25 protein-coding genes, 1 tRNA gene and 1 pseudogene are annotated in these 24,892 nt (G+C 71.5%); 15 read left to right on the top strand and 12 right to left on the bottom strand.

The window, feature by feature from the left end:
- The first annotated feature begins 89 nt into the window (after nucleotides 1-89).
- The 3 genes from ACQEVM_RS00285 to codA all read left to right on the top strand — a co-directional run bounded on the left by ACQEVM_RS00285 (nucleotide 90) and on the right by codA (nucleotide 2,066).
- The gene (locus ACQEVM_RS00285; RefSeq protein ID WP_433073163.1) at nucleotides 90-290 is read left to right on the top strand and encodes a hypothetical protein; all 201 of its coding nucleotides are present in this window, start codon (nucleotides 90-92) and stop codon (nucleotides 288-290) included.
- A 114-nt stretch (nucleotides 291-404) separates the two neighbouring features.
- Nucleotides 405-572, top strand: a complete 168-nt coding sequence (locus ACQEVM_RS00280; protein ID WP_433073160.1) for a hypothetical protein — start codon at nucleotides 405-407, stop codon at nucleotides 570-572.
- Nucleotides 573-746: 174 nt separating this feature from the next.
- A complete protein-coding gene (codA, locus tag ACQEVM_RS00275; RefSeq protein ID WP_433073157.1) occupies nucleotides 747-2,066 on the top strand; it encodes a cytosine deaminase in 1,320 nt (439 codons plus the stop codon).
- A gap of 75 nt (nucleotides 2,067-2,141) precedes the next feature.
- Here codA and ACQEVM_RS00270 read toward each other — a convergent pair whose 3' ends face one another.
- Complete coding sequence (locus ACQEVM_RS00270) at nucleotides 2,142-2,807, bottom strand: TetR/AcrR family transcriptional regulator (protein ID WP_433073154.1); 666 nt, start codon at nucleotides 2,805-2,807, stop codon at nucleotides 2,142-2,144.
- A 99-nt stretch (nucleotides 2,808-2,906) separates the two neighbouring features.
- Between ACQEVM_RS00270 and ACQEVM_RS00265 the strand changes: the two genes are divergently transcribed.
- Nucleotides 2,907-3,440, top strand: a complete 534-nt coding sequence (locus ACQEVM_RS00265) for a DUF5956 family protein (RefSeq protein ID WP_433073151.1) — start codon at nucleotides 2,907-2,909, stop codon at nucleotides 3,438-3,440.
- Nucleotides 3,441-3,470: 30 nt separating this feature from the next.
- Here ACQEVM_RS00265 and ACQEVM_RS00260 read toward each other — a convergent pair whose 3' ends face one another.
- From ACQEVM_RS00260 to ACQEVM_RS00245, 4 genes are all read right to left on the bottom strand, one after another.
- Nucleotides 3,471-4,580: a sulfite oxidase gene (locus tag ACQEVM_RS00260; protein WP_433073148.1), complete on the bottom strand. Its 1,110-nt coding sequence runs from the start codon at nucleotides 4,578-4,580 to the stop codon at nucleotides 3,471-3,473.
- Nucleotides 4,581-4,785: 205 nt separating this feature from the next.
- Nucleotides 4,786-6,267, bottom strand: coding sequence for a SulP family inorganic anion transporter (locus ACQEVM_RS00255; protein ID WP_433079734.1), 1,482 nt, complete (start codon nucleotides 6,265-6,267; stop codon nucleotides 4,786-4,788).
- A gap of 230 nt (nucleotides 6,268-6,497) precedes the next feature.
- A tRNA-Pro gene (locus ACQEVM_RS00250) sits at nucleotides 6,498-6,571 on the bottom strand.
- A gap of 240 nt (nucleotides 6,572-6,811) precedes the next feature.
- Nucleotides 6,812-7,750: a metallophosphoesterase gene (locus ACQEVM_RS00245; protein WP_433073145.1), complete on the bottom strand. Its 939-nt coding sequence runs from the start codon at nucleotides 7,748-7,750 to the stop codon at nucleotides 6,812-6,814.
- An 80-nt stretch (nucleotides 7,751-7,830) separates the two neighbouring features.
- On the opposite strand from ACQEVM_RS00245, the gene ACQEVM_RS00240 reads away from it, so the two are divergent.
- Nucleotides 7,831-8,292: a GatB/YqeY domain-containing protein gene (locus ACQEVM_RS00240; protein WP_433073142.1), complete on the top strand. Its 462-nt coding sequence runs from the start codon at nucleotides 7,831-7,833 to the stop codon at nucleotides 8,290-8,292.
- Nucleotides 8,293-8,416: 124 nt separating this feature from the next.
- Here ACQEVM_RS00240 and ACQEVM_RS00235 read toward each other — a convergent pair whose 3' ends face one another.
- The gene (locus tag ACQEVM_RS00235) at nucleotides 8,417-10,723 is read right to left on the bottom strand and encodes a transglycosylase domain-containing protein (protein ID WP_433073139.1); all 2,307 of its coding nucleotides are present in this window, start codon (nucleotides 10,721-10,723) and stop codon (nucleotides 8,417-8,419) included.
- 386 nt (nucleotides 10,724-11,109) lie between these two features.
- On the opposite strand from ACQEVM_RS00235, the gene ACQEVM_RS00230 reads away from it, so the two are divergent.
- A complete protein-coding gene (locus ACQEVM_RS00230; protein WP_351371977.1) occupies nucleotides 11,110-11,460 on the top strand; it encodes a WhiB family transcriptional regulator in 351 nt (116 codons plus the stop codon).
- Between the two features lie 55 nt (nucleotides 11,461-11,515).
- On the opposite strand, the gene ACQEVM_RS00225 is transcribed toward ACQEVM_RS00230, so the two are convergent.
- Together ACQEVM_RS00225 and ACQEVM_RS00220 are read right to left on the bottom strand one after the other, a co-directional pair.
- Complete coding sequence (locus ACQEVM_RS00225; RefSeq protein WP_433073135.1) at nucleotides 11,516-12,976, bottom strand: ArsA family ATPase; 1,461 nt, start codon at nucleotides 12,974-12,976, stop codon at nucleotides 11,516-11,518.
- 8 nt (nucleotides 12,977-12,984) lie between these two features.
- Nucleotides 12,985-13,971: an ArsA-related P-loop ATPase gene (locus ACQEVM_RS00220; protein ID WP_267798042.1), complete on the bottom strand. Its 987-nt coding sequence runs from the start codon at nucleotides 13,969-13,971 to the stop codon at nucleotides 12,985-12,987.
- A gap of 316 nt (nucleotides 13,972-14,287) precedes the next feature.
- Between ACQEVM_RS00220 and ACQEVM_RS00215 the strand changes: the two are divergent.
- The 6 genes and pseudogenes from ACQEVM_RS00215 to ACQEVM_RS00190 all read left to right on the top strand — a co-directional run.
- Nucleotides 14,288-15,080, top strand: a pseudogene (locus ACQEVM_RS00215) (IS110 family transposase); the annotation flags it as partial.
- Between the two features lie 185 nt (nucleotides 15,081-15,265).
- Complete coding sequence (locus tag ACQEVM_RS00210; RefSeq protein WP_107089134.1) at nucleotides 15,266-15,430, top strand: DUF4177 domain-containing protein; 165 nt, start codon at nucleotides 15,266-15,268, stop codon at nucleotides 15,428-15,430.
- Nucleotides 15,427-15,900, top strand: a complete 474-nt coding sequence (locus ACQEVM_RS00205) for a RidA family protein (protein WP_433073129.1) — start codon at nucleotides 15,427-15,429, stop codon at nucleotides 15,898-15,900. Before ACQEVM_RS00210 ends, ACQEVM_RS00205 begins: the two co-directional genes overlap by 4 nt.
- Nucleotides 15,901-16,019: 119 nt before the next feature.
- Nucleotides 16,020-16,946 (top strand): NUDIX hydrolase, encoded by a 927-nt coding sequence (locus ACQEVM_RS00200; RefSeq protein ID WP_433073126.1) that lies wholly within the window; start codon nucleotides 16,020-16,022, stop codon nucleotides 16,944-16,946.
- Nucleotides 16,943-17,788: an MBL fold metallo-hydrolase gene (locus ACQEVM_RS00195; protein WP_433073123.1), complete on the top strand. Its 846-nt coding sequence runs from the start codon at nucleotides 16,943-16,945 to the stop codon at nucleotides 17,786-17,788. The genes ACQEVM_RS00200 and ACQEVM_RS00195 overlap by 4 nt, the downstream gene beginning before the upstream one ends.
- Nucleotides 17,785-18,081 (top strand): hypothetical protein, encoded by a 297-nt coding sequence (locus ACQEVM_RS00190; protein ID WP_433073120.1) that lies wholly within the window; start codon nucleotides 17,785-17,787, stop codon nucleotides 18,079-18,081. Before ACQEVM_RS00195 ends, ACQEVM_RS00190 begins: the two co-directional genes overlap by 4 nt.
- 78 nt (nucleotides 18,082-18,159) lie before the next feature.
- Here the strand turns inward: ACQEVM_RS00190 and ACQEVM_RS00185 are convergent, their stop codons facing one another.
- On the bottom strand, nucleotides 18,160-18,984 hold the full coding sequence (locus tag ACQEVM_RS00185; protein ID WP_433073117.1) for a nucleotidyltransferase domain-containing protein: 825 nt from the start codon (nucleotides 18,982-18,984) through the stop codon (nucleotides 18,160-18,162).
- A gap of 136 nt (nucleotides 18,985-19,120) precedes the next feature.
- Nucleotides 19,121-19,795, bottom strand: a complete 675-nt coding sequence (locus tag ACQEVM_RS00180; protein ID WP_003981529.1) for a Crp/Fnr family transcriptional regulator — start codon at nucleotides 19,793-19,795, stop codon at nucleotides 19,121-19,123.
- Nucleotides 19,796-20,074: 279 nt separating this feature from the next.
- On the opposite strand from ACQEVM_RS00180, the gene nth reads away from it, so the two are divergent.
- The 3 genes from nth to ACQEVM_RS00165 all read left to right on the top strand — a co-directional run bounded on the left by nth (nucleotide 20,075) and on the right by ACQEVM_RS00165 (nucleotide 23,029).
- Nucleotides 20,075-20,938 carry an endonuclease III gene (gene nth, locus ACQEVM_RS00175; protein WP_389387495.1) on the top strand — a complete coding sequence of 288 codons (864 nt, stop codon included), beginning with the start codon at nucleotides 20,075-20,077 and terminating at the stop codon, nucleotides 20,936-20,938.
- A 125-nt stretch (nucleotides 20,939-21,063) separates the two neighbouring features.
- The gene (locus tag ACQEVM_RS00170; RefSeq protein WP_433073113.1) at nucleotides 21,064-21,810 is read left to right on the top strand and encodes an NUDIX hydrolase; all 747 of its coding nucleotides are present in this window, start codon (nucleotides 21,064-21,066) and stop codon (nucleotides 21,808-21,810) included.
- A 13-nt stretch (nucleotides 21,811-21,823) separates the two neighbouring features.
- The gene (locus tag ACQEVM_RS00165) at nucleotides 21,824-23,029 is read left to right on the top strand and encodes a MarP family serine protease (protein WP_433073110.1); all 1,206 of its coding nucleotides are present in this window, start codon (nucleotides 21,824-21,826) and stop codon (nucleotides 23,027-23,029) included.
- Nucleotides 23,030-23,440: 411 nt separating this feature from the next.
- On the opposite strand, the gene ACQEVM_RS00160 is transcribed toward ACQEVM_RS00165, so the two are convergent.
- Both ACQEVM_RS00160 and ACQEVM_RS00155 read right to left on the bottom strand, forming a co-directional pair.
- Complete coding sequence (locus ACQEVM_RS00160) at nucleotides 23,441-24,400, bottom strand: alpha/beta fold hydrolase (RefSeq protein WP_433073107.1); 960 nt, start codon at nucleotides 24,398-24,400, stop codon at nucleotides 23,441-23,443.
- The gene (locus ACQEVM_RS00155; protein ID WP_053676901.1) at nucleotides 24,397-24,855 is read right to left on the bottom strand and encodes a phage holin family protein; all 459 of its coding nucleotides are present in this window, start codon (nucleotides 24,853-24,855) and stop codon (nucleotides 24,397-24,399) included. Before ACQEVM_RS00155 ends, ACQEVM_RS00160 begins: the two co-directional genes overlap by 4 nt.
- Between the last annotated feature and the right edge of the window lie 37 nt (nucleotides 24,856-24,892).

Below are 24,892 nucleotides of genomic sequence, written 5' to 3'. Positions count from 1 at the left end.
CCCGATCGGCGCTGTCGGATGGTCCCGGCGCCCGGAAGGCGGCAGCGTGGGCGGGGATCCCACCCCGCCGTCCTCAAGGAGGAACGATCATGGCGAAGCAGCCCAAGGAGCAGTCCGGCATGTCGGACGACAGCGGCTCCTCGCGTTCGCGGATGTCGAAGAGCTCGGACCAGCAGAGCAAGGGCAGGATCGAGGACATCGCCGAGGCCCAGGCCCGGGCGATGGACGAGGACGCGCGCCGCGAGCGGGGAATGAGGCCCCCGTCGTCCGGATCGCAGCGCGGCGGCTGAGCCCGCCCAACGGCTGAGCCCACCGAACGGGTGACGGGCCCTGCGGATGCCGCCCCGGCGCAGCGGAGGGACAGTGGAGTACGTACGCCTTTCCGTGCTCCGAGGAGGAGTGTCATGGCCAAGAAGGCTCACGGCGGACATCACGGCCACCAGGATTCCGAGCGCGCGATGGCGAAGAACACGGCGGCCGAGGCCCGCGCCAAGGCCGCGGTCAGAGATGTGCAGTCGATCTCCGCGAAGACCCGGGGCATGCAGCAGAAAGCCCAGGCCAAGCGCGGCTGAGCGGCCACATCGGCGACGTGTCACGGCGCCGCTCCACCGCCGTCACCCCGTCACCGGCCCGCGGTTTCCCACCGGAAACCGCGGGCCGTCGGCGTTCGGGCGGCGCGCCGCCCCGGCCCCCGCCCCCGGCCCGCCTGAGGCCCGTCCGACCGTCCCCGGTCGTACGCTGACGCCATGCGGATGATCGTCCGGGGCGCCCGGCTGTTGACCGACCACCTCACCGCCGGCGGCGACGGACTCAGCGACGTGGAAGTCGCGGAGGACGGCCGGATCGCCCGCGTCGTCCCGCACGACGACCAGAAGGAGCCACCCGCCACCGGCGTCCTGATCGAGGCGCACGGCGACCTGCTCACCGCCCCCTTCGTCGAGCCGCACATCCACCTCGACACCGCCCTGACCGCCGGTGAGCCGCGCCCGAACGCCTCCGGCACCCTCTGGGAGGGCATCGCCTGCTGGAGCGCACGCAAACGGACCCTGACCCGCGAGGACGTCATCGCCCGCGCCACCGAGGTACTGCGCTGGCAGGCGGCCCAGGGCGTGCTGCACGTACGCACCCACTGCGACACCACCGACCCGGAGCTCACCGCCCTCGACTCGCTGCTGGAGGTCCGGGACCGGGTACGGGACGTCATGACCCTGCAGATCGTCGCCTTCCCGCAGGAGGGCATCGTCTCCTTCCCCGACGGCGAGGCGCTGCTGCGCGAGGCGGTACGGCGCGGCGCGGACGTGGTCGGTGCGATCCCGCACTTCGAGGACACCCGCGAGGACGGGGTGGCCTCGCTCGGCATCGCCTTCGCGCTCGCCGAGGAACGGGGCCTGCGCGTCGACGCGCACTGCGACGAGATCGACGACGAGCAGTCCCGGTTCGTGGAGGTCCTGGCCACGCTCGCGCTGCGCACGGGACTGCGCGAACGCGCCACGGCCTCCCACACGACCGCCATGGGTTCCTACGGTGGCGCGTACAGCTTCAAACTCCAACGACTGCTGTCCCGCGCCGGCATCAACCTGGTCTCCAACCCGTTCGCGAACCTCAACCTCCAGGGCCGCTTCGACGGCTATCCCAAGCGGCGCGGCCTCACCCAGGTCAAGGAGATGCTGGCGGCCGGGGTGAACGTGGCCTTCGGCCACGACGACGTGATGGACCCCTGGAACGCGCTGGGCACCGGCAACCCGCTCCAGACCGCGCTCGTCGGCGTGTACGCCGCCCAACTCACCGGGGCCGACGAGATCCCCCGCGCCTTCGAGATGGTGACGGAACGCGCCGCGGGGGTGCTCGGCCTGTCCGCGACCGAGTACGGCATCACCCCGGGCGCCCCGGCCTCCTTCGTCCTGCTGCCGGCCGAGTCGCCCACCGAGGCGATCCGCCGCCAGGTCCGACCCCGGTACGTCGTCTCGCGCGGCACCGTCCTCGCCGAGAACCCGCCCGCCCCCACGCGGCTGCTGTCCTGGCCCGGCGAACCGGGCCCGTCGGAGGTGGACTTCAGACGCCGGTGAGTCGCCGCCCGGGCCCGGCGCCGAGCGCGGCCGGAGCACGGCCGCCGAGTCGCCTCGCCCCCGGTCCGCGCCGTCTCAGAGCCCCCGCTCCACCATCGTGATCACGTCCTGGCCCGCGTCGTGGACCTGCTCCGGGGCGACCCCGCGCAGCGGGCCGTCGACCACCAGCGCGGCCAGGCCGTGCACCGCCGACCAGGCGAGGAACTCCGCTCCCGGGCGGCGTTCGGCGGTCAGCGCCCCGGAGTCCACGAGCCCGTCGAGGGCGGTGCCGAGCAGCTCGAAGGGGGTGAGCCCGCCCTCGCCGGCGGCCGTGGTGTCGGTGGCATGGACCATGTCGGCCGGGACGTGGAACGCCGTCCGGAACCAGCCCGGCTCGGTGACGGCGAAGCGGATGTACCCCGTCCCCACCGCCCGGAAGCGCGCCCGTGCCCCCGCCGAGGGATCACCGGCCGGCGGCAGGGCGTCGATCTCGGCCTCCATCGCCCGCGCGACGTGCGCCATCGCGGCCTGCGAGACCGCGTGCACCAGCGCCCCCCGGTCGGCGAAGTGCCGGTACGCGGCGTTGGGCGAGACCCCGGCCCGCCGGGTGACCTCGCGCAGCGAGACCGCGTCGGGCCCGCCCTCGCGGGCCAGTTCCAGAGCCGCGTCGAGCAGGGCGCCGCGGAGGTTGCCGTGGCGGTAGGTGGTGCGCTTGCGCGGCGGTTCGGTGGCCGGTACGGGCATGAGGATCGTCGATTCCAAGATGTGGACAGCGTCTACTTGCGGCCCACCCTACGCCCGTAGCCGCCGGCACCCCACAGGGTCACGCACATCCGCCACCCCGTCGGATAGCGTGCCCGCATGTCCTGGGACGAGACCGGATCACCCCACCCCCTCGCACTGCGCCGCACCGGACGCAGCGAACAGGAACCGGACCGACTGCCCGAGATCCGGGAACTGGAGGTGCTCGGCTGGGAGCCCGCACCCGAGACCGCGACGTGGCTCTTCCTCCCCTACGTCTGGCCCCCGCGGGCCCGCACCTGGATCCCGGACCGGGGCACGCGCTGGGCCGTCGAGAGCGAACTGGACGGCCACGGTCACATCACGCGCGTGGAATGCGCCCCGCTCCCGGCCGAGGACCTGGACCTCCTCGACGCCGAATCGGTGGCCGGCCTCGCCGCCCTCGGTCTGCCGCCCCGTCCCCGGGGCCGGCTGTGGCTGCTGCGCCCCGTAGGCCCCTTCGACACGGTCGGAGCCCTCCTCGACCACCTCCACCGGCTGGCCGAGGACCGTTCCGTCGACACCCGGACCCGGGAATTCGTCGCCCTGGTCCGCACGGAACTCGACGCCCAACCGGACGCCCAACCGGACGTCCGCCCGGACCGGGAGCGCTGATCCCCCCGCACCCACCGGGAGCCGAACGTGTCACCCCTTCGGGGCGCACACCACCGCCACCCGTTGGACCGCGTTGTTGCCGAAGCCGCCCCGGTTCCAGGCCTGTTCGAGCGGCTGCCGCCGCCCCCTGCCGTCCGTGGCCCGTACGAGCAGGGTGTGTTCGCCCGGCCTCGCCTCCCACACTCCGTGCCAGGCCTGCCAGGCGCAGCGCCCGCCGACCGGCGCCGCCACCTCCACGTCGACCCAGTTCAGTCCCGCGTCGGCACTGAACTCCACCCGGACCACCGGTCCGTACCCCGACCAGGCCCGCCCCGCCACCGGCACCGGCCCGGGCCGCACGACACGGGTACGGGACATGAAGTCGGGGAAACCCGGCGGCGCCATCAGGGCGCGCGGCTCGATCAGGGTCACGGGCTCCCCGGGCTCCTCGGGGGACTGCCGCAACCGGTAGGCCACGGACTGCTGAAACCCGGTGAACGGCACGTCGACCAGCGTGATGTCCGTCAACCACTTCACATGGGCCATCCCGTACCAGCCGGGCACCACCAGCCGCAGCGGACACCCGTGCTGCGGCGGCAGCGGCCCCCCGTTCATCTCGTACGCGACCAACACGTCCGCGTCGATCGGCAGCGGCAGACTCCGCCGGTAGTCCTGCTCCACCCCGCGCTCGAACCCGTGGTCGGCGCCCGTGAACACCGCCTCCACCGCGTCCGGCTCCACGCCCGCCTCGGCGAGCAGCCCGCCCAGCGCCACCCCCGTCCAGTCGGCCGTCCCCACCGCCTCCACCAGCCAGGGCTGACTCACCGGCCTCGGCGACAACCGCGCCCGCCCGTTCCCGGCACACTCCATGGTCACCCGCCGGGTGACCGCCGGCCGGGCCCGCAGCTCGTCGAGCCCCCACTCCACCGCGTTGCGCACCCGCCCACCGATCCGCAACCGCCACCCGTCCGCGTCGGCCGCGGGGATGTCGTAGTGCACCAGTACGTAGTGCAGCCCGGCCGGCGTCACTTCGTAGCGCAGCGCCTCCAGGGGCAGCCCGTGGTTGCGGGCGGCCAGTGCCAGCTCGTCCGCCCCGATCCCCTCCCCGACCGCGGCCACTCGACCCGGCCCACCGACACCCCCCGGGGATGCCGTCTCCATGCCTCCATGCTCCCCCGAAACCACCCCACCGGCCCGCTCACCGACCACCACCCCAGAGAGCCCCGCAGTACGGATCAAGCCCCTCCGCTCCCACGGCCCGGAACCCTCGCGGCAGCAGCTCCCTGGGCGGGGGCGGTGTCGGCGGGTACGCGCACGCCCTCTGTGCCGCCGAACAGGGCTCGCCTCACGGCCGGAGTACGGCTCCTCAGCTTCCGCCGGTGAGTTCGCCGCTGAGCGTCCTGTGCAGGTGGGCGCCGGGTCCGTGCAGGCCGGTGATCTCCACGTTCTTGCCGCGCTGGGCGTAGCGGTGCTCGATCGCGTCGAGGGCGGCCACGGAGGAGGCGTCCCAGACGTGGGCGGCTGAGAGGTCGATGACCACCTTGTCCGGGTCGCCGGCGTAGTTGAACTGTTCGACCAGGTCGTTGGAGGAGGCGAAGAACAGCTCGCCGGTCACGCAGTAGACGACCTGTCCGCCGTCCGGGTCGAGGACGGAGGTGACGTTCGCCAGGTGCGCGACGCGCCGGGCGAAGACGACCATCGCGGTGACGGAGCCCACGACCACGCCCACGGCCAGGTTGTGGCTGACGACCACGCACACGACGGTGACCACCATGACGGCGGTCTCACCGACCGGCATCCTCTTGAGGGTCTTCGGCGCGATGGAGTGCCAGTCGAAGGTCGCGAAGCAGACCATGACCATGACGGCGACGAGCGCGGCCATCGGGATTTCGGAGACCACCGGCCCGAAGACGATGCACAGCACCATCAGGAAGGCGCCCGCGAGGAAGGTCGACAGCCGGGTCCGGGCGCCCGACACCTTCACGTTGATCATCGTCTGGCCGATCATCGCGCAGCCGCCCATGCCACCGAAGAACCCGGTGACGATGTTCGCGATGCCCTGGCCGACGGACTCCCGCGTCTTCGAGGACCGGGTGTCGGTGATCTCGTCGACCAGCTTCGCCGTCATCAGCGACTCCAGCAGTCCGACGAGCGCCATGGCCAGCGCGTACGGCGCGATGAGGGTCAGCGTGTCCAGGGTGAACGGCACATCCGGCAGGCCCGGCACCGGCAGCGCGGACGGCAGCGCGCCCTTGTCGCCGACGGTCGGCACCGCGATGCCCGCGGCCACGGTGATCGCTGTGAGGGCCACGATGGACACGAGCGGGGCCGGGACCACCTTCGTGACCCTCGGGAAGAACACCATCAGCCCCAGCCCGGCCACCATCAGCGGGTAGACGGCCCAAGGTACGCCGAGGAGTTCGGGGACCTGGGCCATGAAGACCAGGATGGCCAGGGAGTTGACGAAGCCGACCATCACCGAGCGCGGGATGAACCGCATCAGCTTCGCCACGCCGAGGACGCCGAGCACGATCTGGAAGACGCCGGCCAGGATCACTGCGGCGATCAGGTAGCCCAGCCCGTGTTCCCGGTTCAGCGGAGCGATCACGAGGGCCACGGCGCCCGTCGCGGCGGAGATCATCGCCTGCCGCCCGCCGACGACCGAGATCACCACGGCCATCGTGAACGAGGCGAACAGCCCGATCGCCGGATCCACCCCGGCGATGATCGAGAACGAGATCGCCTCCGGGATCAGCGCCAGCGCGACGACCAGACCGGCGAGGACCTCGGTCCGCAAGACCTTGGGCGAGAGCCGGATCGGCCGCGTCGGACGAAGGGCGTCGCGCAGCCGCGCGGATATGCGTGCAGGAGAGGAAGACACGGGGCACAGACCTCGGGCTCGGGCACACCCGAACCGGCAGGCGGGCGCGCGGAGAAGGTACGAAGGGCGAGGCCGATCAGGGCTCCTGGGAGAAGCCGATCAAGAGCTTCTCCCAGATTTCTCCCAAACGATCACCCAAGACGCAGGAAGGGCCTGACCCGCGATGCGGATCAAGCCCTTGACCTGGTCTTACGAAGTCGGGGTGGCGGGATTTGAACCCACGACCTCTTCGTCCCGAACGAAGCGCGCTGCCAAGCTGCGCTACACCCCGATCGCCGCCTTGCAGACTGGCTGCCTGGCGACATCGATTACTTTAGCGGACCGTCGGCCGGAGACGAAATCCGGTTCTCGCGGGAGGCCCGGCCTGGCGGAGGTCCGGGCGGCAGCGGTCCACCGCCACCAGGGTGAGGCAGAGCGGGTGGACGACGGCGCCCAGGACCAGGTCGTTCGCCCAGGACCAGGTAGTTCAGCGCGCCCCGGCCGCTGCCGTACGGCCAGGGCGCGGCCCGATTCACGCCTTGGGGGTGAGCGTCAACAGGGTGGCCTCGGGCGGGCAGGCGAAGCGCACGGGCGTGAACTTGTTGGTTCCGCAGCCCGCCGACACGTGGAGGTAGGCGCGGTTCCCGCCGCTCTCGTGCGTGGACAGGCCCTTCACCCGCTTCGTGTCGAGGTCGCAGTTGGTGACCAGCGCCCCGTAGAAGGGGACGCACAACTGCCCGCCGTGCGTGTGACCGGCCAGGATCAGCGGGTAGCCGTCGGTGGTGAAGGACTCCAGCGTGCGCAGGTACGGGGCGTGCACCACGGCCATCGAGAAGTCCGCGTCCGCCTCGGGTCCGCCCGCGACCATCCCGTACCTGTCCCGCTTGATGTGCGGGTCGTCGAGTCCGGTGAAGGCGAGTTCCAGGCCGTCCAGCTTCAGCCGGGCCCGTGCGTTGGTGAGGTTCTGCCAGCCCGCCGCGTCGAAGGCGTCCCGCAACTCCTCCCACGGGTTGTGGACGGCGCCGACGACCGGCTTGTTGCCGTTCAGCCCGTGCCGGCCCTGGAGCTTCTCGATCAGGTAGAGCCCGGGGTTGCGGAGCCGGGGCCCGTAGTAGTCGTTCGACCCGAAGACGTACACCCCGGGGAAGTCCATCAGCGGGCCGAGCGCGTCCAGTACCTCGGGGATGCCCTCCGTGTCGGAGAGGTTGTCGCCGGTGTTCACGACGAAGTCGGGGCGCAGGCCGGCCAGGGACTGCAACCAGGCGCGCTTCTTGCGCTGCCCGCCGACCATGTGGATGTCCGACACCTGTAGGACGCGCAAGGGGCGCATCCCTCGGGGCAGGACGGGGACCGTCACCCGACGCAGGCGGAACGACCTCGCCTCGAACCCGGCTGCATAGGCCACACCCGCGGCCCCCACGGCCGCGACTGCGGCCGTGACCTTCAGTGGTACTCCGTAACGCGCACGCATGCCCCCATCGTCGCACCCTCGACGGCTCGCGAGGAAAACCGGCGGGCGCCGACGCCCCCTCACCTGGCAGACTCATGTGCATGACCACGCTCAAGGCCAAGCTCCACGAAGACCTCACCGCAGCCATCAGGGCGCGCGACGAACTCGCCTCGTCCACGCTGCGCCTGACCCTCTCCGCCATCACCAACGCCGAGGTCGCGGGCAAGGAAGCGCGGGTGCTCTCCGACGACGAGGTCCTCAAGGTGATCGCCAAGGAGGCGAAGAAGCGCCGTGAGGCCGCGGAGGCGTTCGCCGCGGGCGGCCGTGCCGAGTCGGCCGCGCGGGAGACGCTGGAGGGCGAGTTCCTCGACAAGTACCTGCCCAAGCAGCTCTCCGACGACGAGCTGACCGCGATCGTGTCGCAGGCGGTCGAGGAGGCCAAGGCGGCGGGCGCAGAGGGGCCCCGGGCCATGGGCGCGGTCATGAAGATCGTGAACCCGAAGGTCGCGGGGCTGGCGGAGGGTGGCCGCGTCGCCGCCACCGTGAAGAAGCTCCTCTCCTAGTCCACGGAGGACCTGTCCTCCGTGGACTGGCCCATGGACGACCGGTCCACGCACGACGAGAGGGAGGGCCCCCGGCCGAATGCGGCCGGGGGCCCTCCCTTTCTCTACGTTCCCGCGCGGGCGGTCAGCGGGGTTCGGGTCCGCCGATCAGGCCGGGGGGAAAGCTGAACCCGCCGGTCCTGCCGCCGTTGTCGTTCCCGTTGGTGCCGCCCGGGTTGCCGCCGGTGCCGCCGGCGGCCGTCTGTCCGCCGGGCCTGCCGTCGCCGGGCTTGTTGTCACCGCCGGGCCGGTTCGGCTTGCCGGGTCGGTTCGGCGTGGCGGGCGGGTTCGGCTTGTTGCCGCGCGGGCCGCCGGCCGGAGAGGCGGTCTCCGGGATGGGCACCGTGGAGAAGCTCAGCGACTCGCGGCCCGAGAGGGCGCCGGAGACCGCCTGCTTCCAGATCGGGCCGGGCAGTCCGCCGCCGTAGACCTTGTCGTAGTACTCGCCGCCGATGGAGATGTTCTCCATCTGTACCTGCTTGGCCCCGCCCGATCCGACCCAGGTCGCGCCGGACATGTTGGGGGTGTAGCCGACGAACCAGGCGTTCCAGCGATTCTCGGTGGTACCGGTCTTGCCCGCGCTCTGCCGGTCGGTGAGACCGGCCGCGGCACCGGTACCGCCGGTGTCGACCACGCCGAGCAGCAGCGTGTTGATGGTGTCGGCGGTCTTCTCCGACATCACGCGCTCGCACTTCGACTTCGGCACGGCGAGTGCCTTGCCGTGCGAGTCGGTGATCGACTCGATGGCGACCGAGGTGCAGTGGACGCCGCGGTTGGCGAAGGTCGCGTACGCGTTGGCCATGGTCAGCGGCGACATGCCCTCGGTGCCGAGCGCGATGGCCGGGACCTCGGGAAGTTTGGTGCCGTCGGCCGGCTTCACGCCGAGCTTGCCGGTCATCTCGGTGATCGGGCAGAGCCCGGCCTCGGAGATCATCTCCACGAAGTAGGTGTTGATGGACTTGGCCATCGCCTCCTTCATGCCGTAGGGGCCGACCTCGCTCTCCGACTCGTTCTCCACCCTTGCCTTCTCGGTGTTGACCCAGGGCTTGTCGCCGCAGGTCTGCACCGGGCTCGGGTACTCCATGTCGTAGGGGGCGGGGTACATCTTGGTCGGCGGGACGCCGCCCTCGATGGCCGCCGCCGCCACGAACGGCTTGAACGTCGAGCCGGTCGGGAAGCCGAAGTTGGAGCCGCCCAGCCGCTTGTCGACCGAGAAGTTGATCTGGGTCTCGTTCTTGCCGAAGCCGTACGGCTTCGACTGGCCCATGCCGAGGACCCGACCGGTGCCGGGCTGCACCAGCGTCACGGCCGTCGCGACCTTGTCGTCCTGGTCGACGTGGTCCTTGATCGACTCGTTGACCGAGTCCTGCGACTGCGGGTCCAGCGTCGTACGGACCGTCAGGCCGCCCTGGTTCCAGACCTTCGCCCGCTCCGCGCGCGTCTTGCCGAAGACCGGGTCGGTGAGGAAGCTGTTGCGGACGTAGTCACAGAAGAAGCCCGCGCCCTTGACGGCCGTGATGCAGCCGTTCTTGGGCCGGGTCACCTTCAGCGTGACGGGCTTCAGCTTCGCCTGGTCCGCCTCCGCCTGCGAGACGTCCTTCATGTCGGCCATCCGCTGGAGGACGACGTTGCGGCGCTTCATCGCCTCCTGCGAGTCGTTCACCGGGTCGAACCGGGTCGGCGACTGCACGACGCCGGCCAGCAGCGCGGACTGCTCCAGGGTGAGGTCCTTGGCCGGCTTGCTGAAGTACCGCTGGGCGGCCGACTCGATTCCGTAGGCCTGCTGACCGAAGTAGGTGATGTTCAGGTAGTTCTCGAGGATCTTCTTCTTGCCGAGTTCCTCTTCGACCTGGATCGCGTACTTCAGCTCGCGGATCTTTCGCCCGAGGCTCTTCTCCTGCGCCTCGCGCACCTTCGTCTCGTCGTCGCCGGCTTCCTCGACGAACACGTTCTTCACGTACTGCTGGGTAAGGGTGGAGGCACCCTGTGCGGCGCCGCCTTCCTGTGCGTTGCGGTTGACCGCACGCAGGATGCCCTTGAGGTCGACCGCGCCGTGTTCGTAGAAGCGCGAGTCCTCGATCGCGACGATCGCCTTCTGCATGTACGGCGAGATGGCCGTCAGGGGTACCACCTGACGGTCGCGTGAATAGACGGTGGCGATCAGGCCACCCTCAGCGTCCAAAATCGTGGTGCGCTGGCTCAACGGAGGTGTCTTGAGATTGGCCGGGATCTCATCGAAACCCTCGACCGTTCCCTTGGCCGCGAGACCCAGGGCGCCTGCGCCCGGGATCGCGATTCCGGCCAGTACGACTCCGGAGAGGACAGACACACCGAGGAACTTGGCGGCCTGCTGTGGCCCCGTGAGCCCGCCGCCCGAGCGCTTCTTTCCCATGGAGGGCAGCCTACGTTCTCATTCGCCGGACACGCGCGAATGCCTTGGCCTAAGCTGTCCCCAACTGTCACAGCAGTGCGGCGTGACATCAACCCTTCGGCTTGAATTTCACCCTTCCCGAATGGGGTGGACAGATGTCCGAATCCCGCCGTTCGCTCTGATGGTCCGCCGCCGATTTCACCCGGATCGCCGGAATGGTCGGGCATGTCGTGCGATCACTCCGTCGGGTGATCTGCCGCTTACCCATAGTCCGTTCGGACCATTCAAGATTGGGCCCGACGGGGGTGTTGCACTGTGCCCACCTTCCGTAACGTCCTCAACTGGCAGCGGTGAATATGCCGCTACCGCCGTGGGGGAGCCTCGATTCGGGAGAGGACGGCGCCGGGATGGGCTGGGTTACCGACTGGAGTGCGCAGGCAGCCTGCCGCACTACCGATCCGGATGAACTGTTCGTTCAAGGAGCGGCACAGAACAGGGCCAAGGCGGTGTGCACCGGATGTCCGGTGCGGACCGAGTGCCTGGCCGACGCGCTCGACAATCGTGTCGAGTTCGGAGTATGGGGCGGAATGACCGAGCGGGAACGACGCGCACTGTTGCGCCGGCGTCCCACCGTCACCTCGTGGCGACGGCTGCTCGAAACCGCCCGCATGGAATACGAGCGCAGTACGGGCATCCTCACCGTGGATGTCGACGCGGAGATCGACGTTCCGTATGAGACGTACGCGGCTGCCGGGTAGATCACCCGGTCGGGCCCGCGCACGGACTTCCCCCGGGGAGTCGTGTACGAAACGCCTACGCTCCGGCCGGAACCCCGGCCGCGAGCCGCTCTCCGATGGCCCGCAGCCCGGCGAGGTCGTGCACATCGCCGGGCAGGGCGGCCACCTCGGCCACCGCCACCTCGGGATGCAGCGAGGTGAAACGATCGTGCGTGCGTCGTTCGCGCGCGATCACCTGCATCCGCTCGGCGTGCAGGCGCAGCAGTCCCGCGGTGATCGCGTCCACGTCGGCGTCGTCACCGTCGTTGCCGTCGCCATGGGCGTCGGGTGTGACGGCGGCGTCCCGGTCGATGCCGTGCCGGTTCGGATCGTGTCGGTCCGTGCCGTCCTGGTGCGTCGTGGGTCGGTCCGTGCCGTGCTCGTCGGTCGTGGTCCGGTCCGTGCCGTGCTCGGTCGTGCCGGCGCTGGGGGAGCCGGTTTCGAGAGCCCCCGGGTCGGGGGCGGCGGCCTCTGTGGCCGCGTCACGAAGTCCAGCTTTCCCGGACTCCTGATCGACAATGCCACCGTCTTCAAGATTCTCTGCGGCGGCCAACGCCCGTTCCGCGGACAGTCGGTCGGCTCCGCTCACGTGCACCCGGTTCAGTACCAGGCCGGCCAGCGGCATGCGGTCCGCCGCCAGCCGCTCGACGAAGTACGCGGCCTCGCGCAGGGCGTCGGGTTCGGGTGCCGCGACCACGAGGAAGGCCGTACCGGGTGCCTGGAGCAGCCGGAAAGTGGCGTCCGCGCGGGTGCGGAAACCGCCGAACATCGTGTCCATCGCGGCCACGAAGGTCTGTACGTCCTTGAGGAGCGAGGCACCCATCAGCTTGCTCAGCGTGCCCGTCATCATCGACATGCCGACATTCAAGAACTTCATCCCGGCCCGGCCGCCGACCTTCGCGGGAGCCATCAGGACCCGGATGAACTTCCCGTCGAGGAAGGACCCCAGGCGCTTCGGCGCGTCCAGGAAGTCCAGCGCGGACCGGCTCGGCGGGGTGTCGACGACGATCAGGTCCCAGTCGTCCTTGGCCCGCAGCTGGCCCAACTTCTCCATCGCCATGTACTCCTGCGTGCCGGCGAACCCGGCCGACAGGGACTGGTAGAAGGGGTTCGCCAGGATGGCCTGGGCCCGCTCGCCGTCCGCATGCGCCTCGACGATCTCGTCGAAGGTCCGCTTCATGTCCAGCATCATGGCGTGCAGTTCGCCGCCATCGCTGCCGTCCCCGTCACCGCCCTCGCCGCCCACGCCCTTGACGCGGCGCGGGGTGTTGTCCAGCGAGTCGATGCCCATCGACTGGGCCAGCCTGCGCGCCGGGTCGATGGTGAGCACGACGACCTTCCGGCCGCGCTCCGCCGCCCGCACGCCCAGCGCCGCGGCCGTGGTGGTCTTGCCGACCCCGCCCGCGCCGCAGCACACGATGATCCGGGTCTTCGGATCGTCCAGCAGCGCGTCGACCGCCAGTCGCGGCGGCGTGTTCATGCCCGTGCTCGCGCCCATGGCCTCGCTCATTCGTCGCCCGCCTGTTTCCGCAGCTCCGTCGCCAGCTCGTAGAGCCCGGCCAGGTCCATCCCCCCGCCGAGCAGGGGGAGTTCGTACGTCGGCACGGGCAGCCCCTCCAGCACGGTGCGCTGCTCGCGCTCCAGCTCCACCCGGCTCGCGTGCTCGGCGGCCTGCGTGAGCAGCGGATCCACCAGCCGCTCGGCCAATCCGCCGCGCCTCGCGCCGCCCAGGCCGGCACGGGACAGGGCCTTGGCCACGTCGGCCCGGTGCTCGCCCGCCGCCGCGCGCAGGGTGTCCTCGTCCAGGTGGTGCGGCCGGACCATGTTCACGACGACCCGGCCGACCGGGAGGCCCGCCGCGACCAGTTCCGCGATGCCGTCCGCGGTCTCCTGAACGGGCATCTCCTCCAGGAGGGTGACCAGGTGGACCGCCGTGTCCGGAGACTTGAGCACCTTCATGACGGCCTGCGCCTGGTTGTGGATCGGCCCGAACCGGGCCAGCCCCGCCACCTCGTCGTTGACGTTCAGGAAGCGGGTGATGCGCCCGGTCGGCGGGGCGTCCATGATCACGTGGTCGTAGACGAACCGTCCGGCCTTGTCCTTGCGCCGGACCGCCTCGCAGGCCTTGCCCGTCAGCAGGACGTCGCGCAGGCCCGGCGCGATGGTCGTCGCGAAGTCGATCGCGCCCAACTTCTTCAGGGCGCGGCCGGCCGAACCGAGCTTGTAGAACATCTGGAGGTAGTCCAGCAGCGCGCGTTCGGCGTCGATGGCGAGCGCGTACACCTCGCCACCGCCCCTGCCGGGTGCGACCGCGATCTTCCGCTCCTCGTACGGGAGCGCCTCCGCGCCGAAGAGCTGCGCGATGCCTTGCCTGCCCTCGACCTCCACGAGAAGAGTCCGCCTGCCCTCGCGTGCGAGGGCGAGCGCGAGTGCCGCGGCGACCGTGGTCTTGCCGGTGCCGCCCTTGCCGCTGACCACCTGGAGCCTGCTCACAGCGTCCGAGCCTAATTCCTCCGGCCCGCGTGCGGGGGTGCCGGGTGGCCTCGTCGGTGCGTTCACGCCGTGAGGTCCGTTACGGCCGGGCCGCGGGCACCGCAACGGAGCGGTCGTCACGGGCGTCCTCCTGGACGTCACCACCACACACCTTGATCACTCGTTGGAGTGGTGGCGCGAGCCCGCCCGCACGGTGGTCCCTCGATGCGCCCGAGCCCTCCGGGCTCCGCGCACCGACGTCCGGAGCGAGCGTGCCGCGCGGCCCGCACCTGCTCGTGACCAGCGCGAACACCTGCGATCCCGGGGAGGGAACACCTTGATCTACTGCGGAATCGACTGGGCGGACAAGACCCACGACATCGCCCTCGTCGATGCCGACGGCCGGCTCCTGGCCGCACGCCGCATCACCGACGACGCGGCCGGTTACCAGCGCCTGCTGCACCTGCTCGCCGAGTACGGAGACACCCGGGACGCCCCGATCCCGGTCGCCATCGAGACCTCCCGGGGCCTGCTCCTCGCCGTTCTGCGGACCGGCGCCCGGCAGGTCTTCGCCATCGATCCGACGGCAGCCGCCCGTCACCGCACCCGACACACGGTCGCCCACGAGAAGTCCGACCACGGCGACGCCGTGGTGCTGGCGCACATCCTGCGCACCGACATGCACACCCTCCGGCCGCTGTCGACGGACTCCGAGCCGGCCCGCGCCGTCGCCGTCCTCGCCCGCGCACAGCAGGACGCGACCTGGCACCGCCAGCAGATCTCCCACCAGCTCCGGTCCCTGCTGCGCGACTACTACCCCGCCGCCCTGGCCGCCGCCGCGCACGGCCCGAACGGGATCTTCCGACCCGAGGCGCGCGAACTCCTCAAGGCGGCCCCGACCCCGGCCAGGGCCGCCCGACTGACCCGGACCCAGATCACCGCGGCCCTCAAACGAGCCGGTCGCAGGCGGGGGATCGAAGCCGAGGTGGAGCGGCTCCGCGCGGTCTTCCGCGCCGAGTGGGCCCACCAGCCGCCGCTGGTCGAGGAGGCCCTCGGCCGCCAGACGCTCGCCCTCCTGCTCCAGTTGGCGGCCGCGTGCACGGCCGCCGACGACCTCGCCCAGGCCCTGGCCAAGGCCGTCGCCCTGCAGGCGGACGCCCCGGACGCCCACGACGGGGCGGGCATGGCGGTCGGGTCGTCGGCGCCCGCGCCCCGGGCGGCCGACCGGTAGCCGCGACGGACGGGCGAGGAGGTGGGACCGCGCGCGTTCCGGGCCGCGCGTGAGCCCCGCGCGACAGGCACTACGCTCGCTCCCATGACCAAGAAGTTCGAATACGCGACCGTCCCGCTGCTGGTCCACGCCACCAAGCAGATCCTGGACACCTGGGGCGAGGACGGCTGGGAGCTCGTCCAGGTCGTGCCCGGGCCGAACAACCCCGAGCAGCTCGTGGCCTACCTGAAGCGGGAGAAGTCGGCATGACCGGGATCGTCGACGCGAGGCTGGCCGAGCTCGGCCTGATCCTGCCCGAGGTCGTTCCGCCGCTGGCCACGTACCAGCCGGCCGTCCGGTCCGGCGTGTACGTGTTCACCGCGGGCCAGCTCCCGATGGTCAAGGGCAGCCTGCCGGTCACCGGCAAGGTCGGCGCCGAGGTGTCGGCGGAGCAGGCCAAGGAACTGGCCGCCACGTGCGCGCTGAACGCCCTGGCCGCCGTCAAGTCCGTGGTCGGTGACCTCGACAAGATCGCGCGCGTGGTCAAGGTCGTCGGTTTCATCGCCTCGGCGCCCGACTTCACCGCCCAGCCGGGCGTGCTGAACGGTGCGAGCGAGCTGCTCGGCGCCGTCCTCGGCGACAAGGGCGTGCACGCCCGCAGCGCCGTCGGTGTGGCGGTCCTGCCGCTGGACGCGCCGGTCGAGGTCGAGATCCAGGTCGAGCTCACCCCCGACGCCTGATCCCTTCGGGTGGGGCGGGGCTCCGCGACGGAGCCCCGCCCCACCCGCAGGCCGACCCGAGGTGCCCGGCACGGGCGGCGGCTCTCGAACATCGGGCCGGATCCCCGTAGCATCCCGCCATGCCGAACGGTGAGCACGGACAGCAGACCACCCCCACCGGCCCCACCCCCGCCGGAGGCCAGTGGTACCCGCCCGAGTGGCCCGACCGCATCCGCGCGCTCGCGGACGGTGCCCTCACGCCCGTGGCGCCCAAACGCGCGGCCACGGTCATGCTGCTGCGGGACACCGACGGCGGCCCCGCCGTGCACATGCTCCGCCGCCGCACCTCGATGGCCTTCGCCGGTGGGGCGTACGCCTACCCCGGCGGCGGGGTGGACCCCCGCGACGAGGAGCACCTCGTCGGCTGGGCCGGGCCGAGCCTCGCGGACTGGTCGGCGCGACTGGGCACCGACCCCCGTACCGCGCAGGCGATCATCTGCGGCGCGGTACGCGAGACGTTCGAGGAGGCCGGAGTCCTGCTGGCCGGCGAGACCCCGGACAGCGTCGTCGGCGACACCACGGCCGACGACTGGGAGGCCGACCGGCTGGCCCTGGTGGCCCGCGAGCTGTCCTTCGCCGAGTTCCTCGACCGCCGGGGCCTCCTCCTGCGGTCCGACCTGCTCGGCGCGTGGGCCCGCTGGATCACCCCGGAGTTCGAGCCCCGTCGCTACGACACCTGGTTCTTCGTCGCCGCGCTCCCCGAGGGCCAGCGCACCCGCAACGCCTCGACCGAGGCCGACCGGACCGTCTGGATCCGGCCCGTCGACGCCGCCGCCGGCTACGACAAGGGCGAGCTGCTCATGATGCCGCCGACGATCTCCACCCTGCGCTCCCTGGAGCGGTACGACAGCCCCGCGCACGCCCTCGCGGCCGCCGCGGGCCAGGACCTCGCCCCGGTGCTCGCGCAGGCCACCCTGGAGAACGGCGAGCTGGTGCTCAGCTGGCCCGGCCACGACGAGTTCACCAAGCGCGTCCGACCCGGAAACCCCGGAGGAGCCACCGCATGACCGACGCCGCCGCACTGCCCGGCCAGCCCCGCGGAATGGTGGCCTCCGGCCCCGCGACCGCCCGGGCGGTCAACATCCTGGCCCCCAACCCGTCCGCCATGACCCTGGACGGCACCAACACCTGGCTCGTCTCCGAGCCGGACTCCGACCTCGCCGTCGTCATCGACCCGGGCCCGCTGGACGACGCGCACCTGAAGGCCGTCGTCGACGTCGCCGAGAAGGCCGGCAAGCGGGTCGCGCTGACCCTGCTCACCCACGGCCACCCCGACCACGCCGAGGGCGCGGGCCGGTTCGCGGAGCTGACCGGCACGAAGGTGCGGGCGCTCGACCCGGCGCTGCGGCTGGGCGACGAGGGGCTCGCCGCCGGGGACGTGATCCGGCTCGGCGGTCTGGAGCTGCGCGTGGTCCCGACCCCGGGCCACACCTCGGACTCGCTCTGCTTCCATCTGCCGGCCGATCGTGCCGTCCTGACCGGCGACACCATCCTGGGTCGGGGCACGACCGTCGTCGCGCACCCCGACGGGCGGCTCGGCGACTACCTGGACTCCCTGCGCCGGCTGCGCTCGCTCACCGTCGACGACGGGGTCCACATCGTGCTCCCCGGCCACGGTCCGGTGCTGGACGACGCGCAGGGCGCGGTGGAGTTCTACCTGGCGCACCGGGCGCACCGCCTCGCGCAGGTCGAGACGGCCGTGGAGAACGGTTTCCGCACTCCCGAGGCGGTCGTGGCCCGGGTCTACGCGGACGTGGACCGGTCCTTGTGGCCCGCCGCGGAATGGTCCGTTCGAGCGCAGCTGGAGTACCTTGGCGAGCACGGACTGATCTCTGGGGGATCCGAATGAACACGCTGGTCCTGCTGTTCGCCCTGATCGCCGCGGCCGGGTGGATCACCTCGACGGTCGCCTTGCGGATGAAGGCCCTCGAACGCCGCGCCGACGGCCTGGAACGCCGTCTGGGCCTGGTCCTGGACCACTTCGGGATCGAGGAGCCGGAGCCGGCAGGGCTGGACGAGGTACGGGCCCTGGCGCGCGACGGCCGCCAGGTCGAGGCGATCCGCGTCCACCGGCGCGTCACCGGATCCGGTCTGCTGGAGGCCAAGCAGGCGGTCGAGGCCCTGACCGATCGGCCGGCGTGACGCGCACCGCTCGGCCGGCGTGACACACGCCGATCGGCCGGCCCGACGCGCACCGATCACCCCGCCGACGCCCGCCGATCAGCCGGTCGGTCGCGGTGTCCTCGTCCCGTGGCGGGCGGTGTACTCGTCCGCGAGCCACGGTCCCAGGTCGTCGACGTAGGTCCACAGGACCCCCGGGTCCCCGACCGGTTCCAGCGCCACCGCCGCCGCGGCCCGCATCTGCGCCGCGCGCCCCGGGTAGTAGCGGCCGAAGACCTCCGCGGACTCCGCGAGGTCGCTGGTCCAGCCGCCCCAGCGGGGCATGACCAGCATGAGGCCGGTCCGCACCAGATGGCGGGCGAAGGACCGGCTCAGCCGCCGGTACTCCTCCGGGGTCGAGGCCTCCCGGATCCGGGACCGCCAGCCGGGGAGCAGGTCCGCCAGCCCGCCGTTGGTCTCCCGGGCGAGGACCCCGTCGGGCCGGTAGCGGGGCAGGTGCTCGGCCAGGTCGGCGCCGAGCAGCGGGGTGCACAGGCAGGCGAGGAACCAGCCGAGGTCGTACCGTTCCGGCTCGCTCAGCAGGGTGTCCTTGCCGTACAGCAGGACACCGACCCCGTCGATCTGCGGGAAGTCCTCGTCGAGACCCCGGCCGAGCACCTCCGCGGTGTCCCGGTCCTCGTCGCCGGGCTCCCGGTGCAGGGCGAGCAGCAGGTCGAGGTCGGACTTCCCGGGCCGGGCCGTCCCGCGCGGCACGGACCCGTACAGGTAGGCGCTGTGCAAACGCCGGCCGTACGCCTCGGGGATCCGCTCGCGCGCGGCCGCGACGACCGGCGCGAACTCCGCCCGGACCCGGCCGAGCGAGCCCTCGCGCACGAAACAGCCGTACGGGTCGAGCCCCTTGTGTTCCCCGCGTCCGTGCTCCATGTGATCCACTCTGCCCTCACCCCGGCCGTGGACGACCCCGGCAGGCTGTCCGAGCCCCCCGCCGCGGGGCGGCGCAACGGCGAGGAGGGGCCCCGCCCGACCGGGCAGGACCCCTCCACCGAGGAAACCGCGTGCGTCAGCGCGAGCGCTTGGCCAGTCGCTCCACGTCGAGCAGGATCACCGCGCGTGCCTCCAGGCGCAGCCACCCGCGTCCCGCGAAGTCGGCCAGCGCCTTGTTCACGGTTTCGCGCGACGCGCCGACGAGCTGGGCCAGCTCCTCCTGCGTGAGGTCGTGCACGACGTGGATGCCCTCCTCGGACTGCACGCCGAAGCGGCGCGACAGGTCCAGGAGCGCCCGGGCGACACGCCCCGGCACGTCGGAGAAGACCAGGTCGGACATCTGGTCGTTGGTCTTGCGCAGGCGCCGGGCGACGGCGCGCAGCAGTGCCGTGGCCACCTCGGGCCGGGCGTTCAGCCACGGCTGGAGGTCACCGTGCCCGAGACCCAGCAGCTTGACCTCGGTCAGGGCGGTGGCGGTGGCGGTGCGCGGGCCCGGGTCGAACAGCGACAGTTCGCCGATCAGCTCACCGGGGCCGAGAACGGCCAGCATGTTCTCGCGGCCGTCGGGGGAGGTGCGGTGCAGCTTCACCTTGCCCTCGGTGACGACATAGAGCCGGTCACCGGGGTCGCCCTCGTGGAACAGGGCGTCACCGCGCGCGAGGGTCACCTCGCCCATGGAGGCGCGGAGCTCCGCGGCCTGCTCGTCATCGAGCGCCGCGAAGAGCGGGGCACGCCGCAGTACGTCGTCCACGAGTCTCTCTCCTATGTCGACCGGCTCAGGGGACCGTCTTCCCCCATTTTGCCGGACGGCTCAAACAGTGCGATCAATCACGTTCCACACAAGGATGCCGGACGTACGGGTGTGCTGTGCGGCGAGAGGCCAATCAGGGTGGTGTTACCTGAGGTCCGGACGGGTGTCGGCGGCCGGCCTTAGGCTGGCCGGGTGTCCAATAAGCCGGTGAGAGCACAGGCCAAGGGGTCCGCGGCAGTGACCGAGACCCAGAATTCAGCCGTGGGCGAACATGCCCCCATGAAGGTGTCCCCGAAGGCCCCGCCGCGCCCCCAGGGCAAAGCTTCGGCCAAGAAACCGGAAGCCCCGAAGAAGCCGCCGAAGGCTCCGCGACCGGAATCGCACCTCGCCATGGTCCGCCGGGCCCGGCGCATCAACCGGGAACTGGCCGAGGTCTATCCGTACGCCCACCCGGAACTCGACTTCCGCGACCCGTTCGAGCTGCTGGTCGCCACCGTCCTGTCCGCGCAGACCACCGACCTGCGGGTGAACCAGACGACCCCGGCCCTCTTCGCCGCCTATCCGACTCCCGAGGACATGGCCGCGGCGGCCCCCGAGGACCTGGAGGAGCTGATCCGGCCGACCGGGTTCTTCCGGGCGAAGTCACGGTCGCTCCTCGGCCTCTCGCAGGCCCTGCGCGACAACTTCGGAGGCGAGGTCCCGTCCCGGATCGAGGACCTCGTCACGCTGCCCGGCGTGGGCCGCAAGACGGCCAACGTGGTCCTCGGCAACGTCTTCGGCGTCCCCGGGATCACCGTGGACACCCACTTCGGCCGGCTGGTCCGCCGCTGGAAGTGGACCGAACAGGAAGACCCGGAGAAGGTCGAGGCGGAGATCTGCGCGATCTTTCCCAAGAGCGAGTGGACGATGCTGTCCCACCGCGTCGTCTTCCACGGGCGCCGGATCTGCCACTCCCGCAAGCCCGCCTGCGGGGCCTGCCCCATCGCGCCCCTCTGTCCGGCGTACGGAGAGGGCGAAACGGACCCCGAGAAGGCGAAGAAGCTGCTGAAGTACGAGAAGGGCGGGCAACCGGGGCAGCGGCTGAGCCCGCCGCCGGACTACCCGGGTCTCCCGGCGCCTCCCCTGGGCGTCGCCGCGCCCTGAGGGCGGGGCAGTGCGGCAGTAGGGCCCGGGCCCCGCACGGCGGCCCGCGGTGGAACCAATCCGGCCTCGGGGCGCGTTGTGTCGAGTATCGCCGGCGCCGGCAACGGCAGGGAGCAGGGTCGCCTATGACGCGGGGTACGAAGGACGAGAGCGTGACGGGCGCGCCCCCGGCCGGGCCCGTGGAGCCGTACGCCGACCCGCGCGGCGACGTCACCGTCAGCACCCGGGGACTGCCCGGGTGGCTGGACCCGGTGGTCGAGGCCGTGCGGACGGTCCGCCCCGAGCAGTTGAGCCGCTTCCTGCCCCCCGAGGACGGGCGGGGCCGCCAGTCGGCCGTGCTGATCCTCTTCGGCGAGGGACCGCGCGGCCCGGAACTGCTGCTCCAGGAACGTGCGAGCAGCCTCCGCTCGCACGCGGGACAGCCCTCCTTCCCGGGCGGCGCCCTCGACCCCGAGGACGGTGACCCGCACACCATCGGACCCCTGCGCGCGGCCCTGCGCGAGGCCGAGGAGGAGACCGGGCTGGATCCCGCGGGGGTCCAGCTCTTCGGCGTGCTGCCGCGCCTCTACATCCCCGTCAGCCACTTCGTGGTGTCCCCGGTACTGGGCTGGTGGCGCGATCCCAGCCCGATCCGCGTGGTCGACCCGGCGGAGACGGCTCGGGTGTTCACGGTTCCCGTGGCGGATCTCACGGACCCCGAACACCGGGTGACCGTGGTCCACGCACGCGGATTCAAAGGCCCCGCTTTCACCGTCGAATCGGCCCTGGTCTGGGGTTTTACCGCAGGAGTGATCGACCGGATCCTGCATTTCGCAGGGTGGGAGCGTCCGTGGGACCGATCACGCCAGGTCCCGCTCGACTGGCGCGCGTGAGACGGTGACCCACGTGAACGTGCTGGACATCCTGTTGTTGGTCGCCGCCGTGTGGTTCGCGATCGTCGGCTATCGCCAAGGCTTCGTCGTCGGCATCCTGTCGGTGATCGGCTTCCTCGGCGGTGGTCTCATCGCCGTGTCCCTGTTGCCGTTGGTCTGGGACCAGGTGACCGACAACGGCAGCCAGGTGTCCACCACCGTCGTGGTCGTCGCCGTCGTCGTCATCATCGTCTTCGCCTCGATCGGGCAGGCCTTCACCACCCATCTGGGCAACAAACTCAGACGCCACATCACGTGGTCGCCGGCCCGCGCGCTCGACGCGACGGGCGGCGCGCTGGTCAACGTCGTCGCGATGCTGCTGGTGGCCTGGCTGATCGGATCCGTGATCGTCCAGGCCGCGTTGCCCACCACGGTGGGCAAGGAGGTGCAGAACTCCAAGGTGCTCATCGGGGTGTCGGAGGTGCTGCCCGCGCAGGCGAACACCCTGTTCTCGGACTTCAGGTCCACGCTGGCCCGCAACGGCTTCCCGCAGGTGTTCAGCCCGTTCTCCAACGAACCGATCACCGAGGTGAAGCCGCCCGATCCGGCGCTGTCCAACAGCGCCGTCCCCGCGCGGGCCAAGCGCTCGATAGTGAAGGTCGTCGGGACCGCGCCCAGTTGCAGCAAGGTGCTGGAAGGCACCGGCTTCGTCTTCGCGCCGGGCAAGGTGATGACCAACGCGCACGTCGTCGGCGGCGTCCGCGAACCCACCGTGCAGATCGGCGGCGAGGGCAAGCTCTACGACGGCAAGGTCGTGCTCTACGACTGGGAACGCGACATCGCCGTGCTCGACGTGCCCAAACTGAAGGCGCCGGCGTTGGAGTTCATCGAGAAGGACGCGACAAGCGGCAGCGACGCGATCGTCGCCGGCTTCCCGGAGAACGGCGCGTACGACGTCCGTCCGGCGCGCGTCCGGGGTCGCATCAACGCCAACGGCCCGGACATCTACCACCGGGGCACTGTGCGACGCGACGTCTACTCGCTGTTCGCGACCGTCCGCCAGGGCAACTCCGGCGGCCCGCTCCTGACGCCCGACGGCAGGGTGTACGGGGTCGTCTTCGCGAAGTCGCTGGACGACCCGAACACCGGTTACGCCCTGACCGCGGACGAGGTCCGCGACGACGTCAGGATCGGCAGGAACTCCGTGCGGCCGGTCGACAGCCAGGGCTGCGCCCTCTGAGTCGAGCCGACGGCGAGGGTGCCCGTACGTCCGATTCCGGGAGTACGGGCACTCGTGCGCCGGGGCCCGGATGGACGGGCCCCGCACGGCACCCCCGCACTTCGGGCTCCTACATCCGAGGATGCCGCAGGCGTGCCGACACCCAGCGGGCGCGGCGACGCAGGATGCGCGGAATACCGAGTCGAGGGTCGTGGCCGTCCCGGCCCGTCCTCTCGTGGGTGCCCGGCTCATCGGCCGAGCGGTGTTCGTGTGCGGTGTCACCGTAGTCGTGCGTCCAACTCATACATCGAGCTGTGCCCTGGCCCCAAGGTCGGTAATCCCGTCCGGAGCGGCCAATTGGCCTATGCGCGCGGCAATTGAAAGTTCGTCATACAAGCGTACGGCCGAGGCGCCGGGCGGTCAGGCGCCCGCTCAGCGGTCCGGCTCGGGGTCCTTCAGCCAGTTCACCAGCTCGGTCGTGAACGCCGCCGGATCCTCCTCGTGGGGGAAGTGCCCGAGCCCGTCGAACAGCCGCCACCGGTAAGGCGCTTCGACGTACTCCCCGGAACCCGCCGCGCTGCGCGTACGCATCACCGGGTCGAGCGAGCCGTGCAAGTGCAGCGTCGGCACCCGCACCGGCCGCCTCATGCGCCGGTTGAACTGGAGCCCGTCGGGCCGGGCCATGGAACGCATCATCCAGCGGTACGGCTCGATCGAGCAGTGCGCGGTGGACGGGATGCACATCGCCCGCCGATACACGGCCAGTTCTTCCTCCGCCGGCGGCACCGGACCCGACCAGTCCCGGATGAGCTGCCCCACGAGCGCCCCGTCGTCCGCGACGAGCTGCCGCTCGGGGATGAACGGCCGCTGGAATCCCCAGATGTGGGAACTCGCCCGGGTCTGCCCGAAGTCGGCGAGCATCGCGGAACGCCAGCGCCTCGGATGCGGCATCGACGAGACCACCAGTCGGCGCACCAGCTTGGGCCGCATCACGGCCGCCGTCCAGGCGAGGTAGCCGCCCAGGTCGTGCCCGACGAGCGCGGCGTCCGGCTCGCCCAAGGACCGGATGACCCCGGTGACGTCGAGCGCCAGGTTCGCCGGGTCGTAACCGCGCGGCGTGCGGTCGCTGCCGCCCACCCCGCGCAGGTCCATCGCGACGGCGCGGTATCCGGCATCGGCGAGCGCGGTCATCTGGTGCCGCCACGTCCACCAGAACTGCGGAAAGCCGTGCAGGAGCAGCACCAGGGGCCCGTCACCGAGCTCGGCCACGTGGAACCGCGCACCATTGGCCGCGACGTCCCGGTGCGTCACCGCCCTCCCGCCCGGGATGTCGATCCGTGCCGCGGAGGCGGCAGTGGGCGGGCCGGCGAAGTCCGGCGAGGGGGCGGTCATGAGGACGAGCGTGCCACACCCACAGCGTTGTCACTCACCGCGCGCGGGTGGGGCTTGACGGTCGCGACGACCGCCGCGGTCTGCTTGACGGAGGCGATCGACTTCTCCGGCGGCTTGACCTTCTTGAACTTCGACACGGCCAGCAGCGCGAGCAGGCCCGCGAGCAGCAGGAACGCGACGCCGACGATGAGGAAGGACCACGCGAGCCCGAGCCCGAGGTTGTGGATCCCGTACGCGGCGGCGAAGCTCAGCACCGGCAGGGAGAAGAGCGCGAAAACTCCCGCGATCGAGATGGCGGCGCTGCCGACACCCGCGCGCTTGACGTCCTGACGCAGCTCCGCCTTCGCGAGGGCGATCTCGTCGTGCACCAGGGCGGACATTTCGGCGGTGGCCGACGCGACCAGCTGACCCAGCGTGCGCTCGGCTCCTTGCGGCCCTTGGTCCACTGCGCTCATCGATCTCTCCCTAAGTCGTCCGTCGGCGACGGCTGTC

The sequence above is a fragment of the Streptomyces sp. CA-243310 genome (genome assembly GCF_050936775.1).
Classification (GTDB): Bacteria; Actinomycetota; Actinomycetes; order Streptomycetales; family Streptomycetaceae; genus Streptomyces.
The sequence above is the reverse complement of the archived record's forward strand: the minus strand, read 5'-3'. Positions and strand labels throughout refer to the sequence as shown.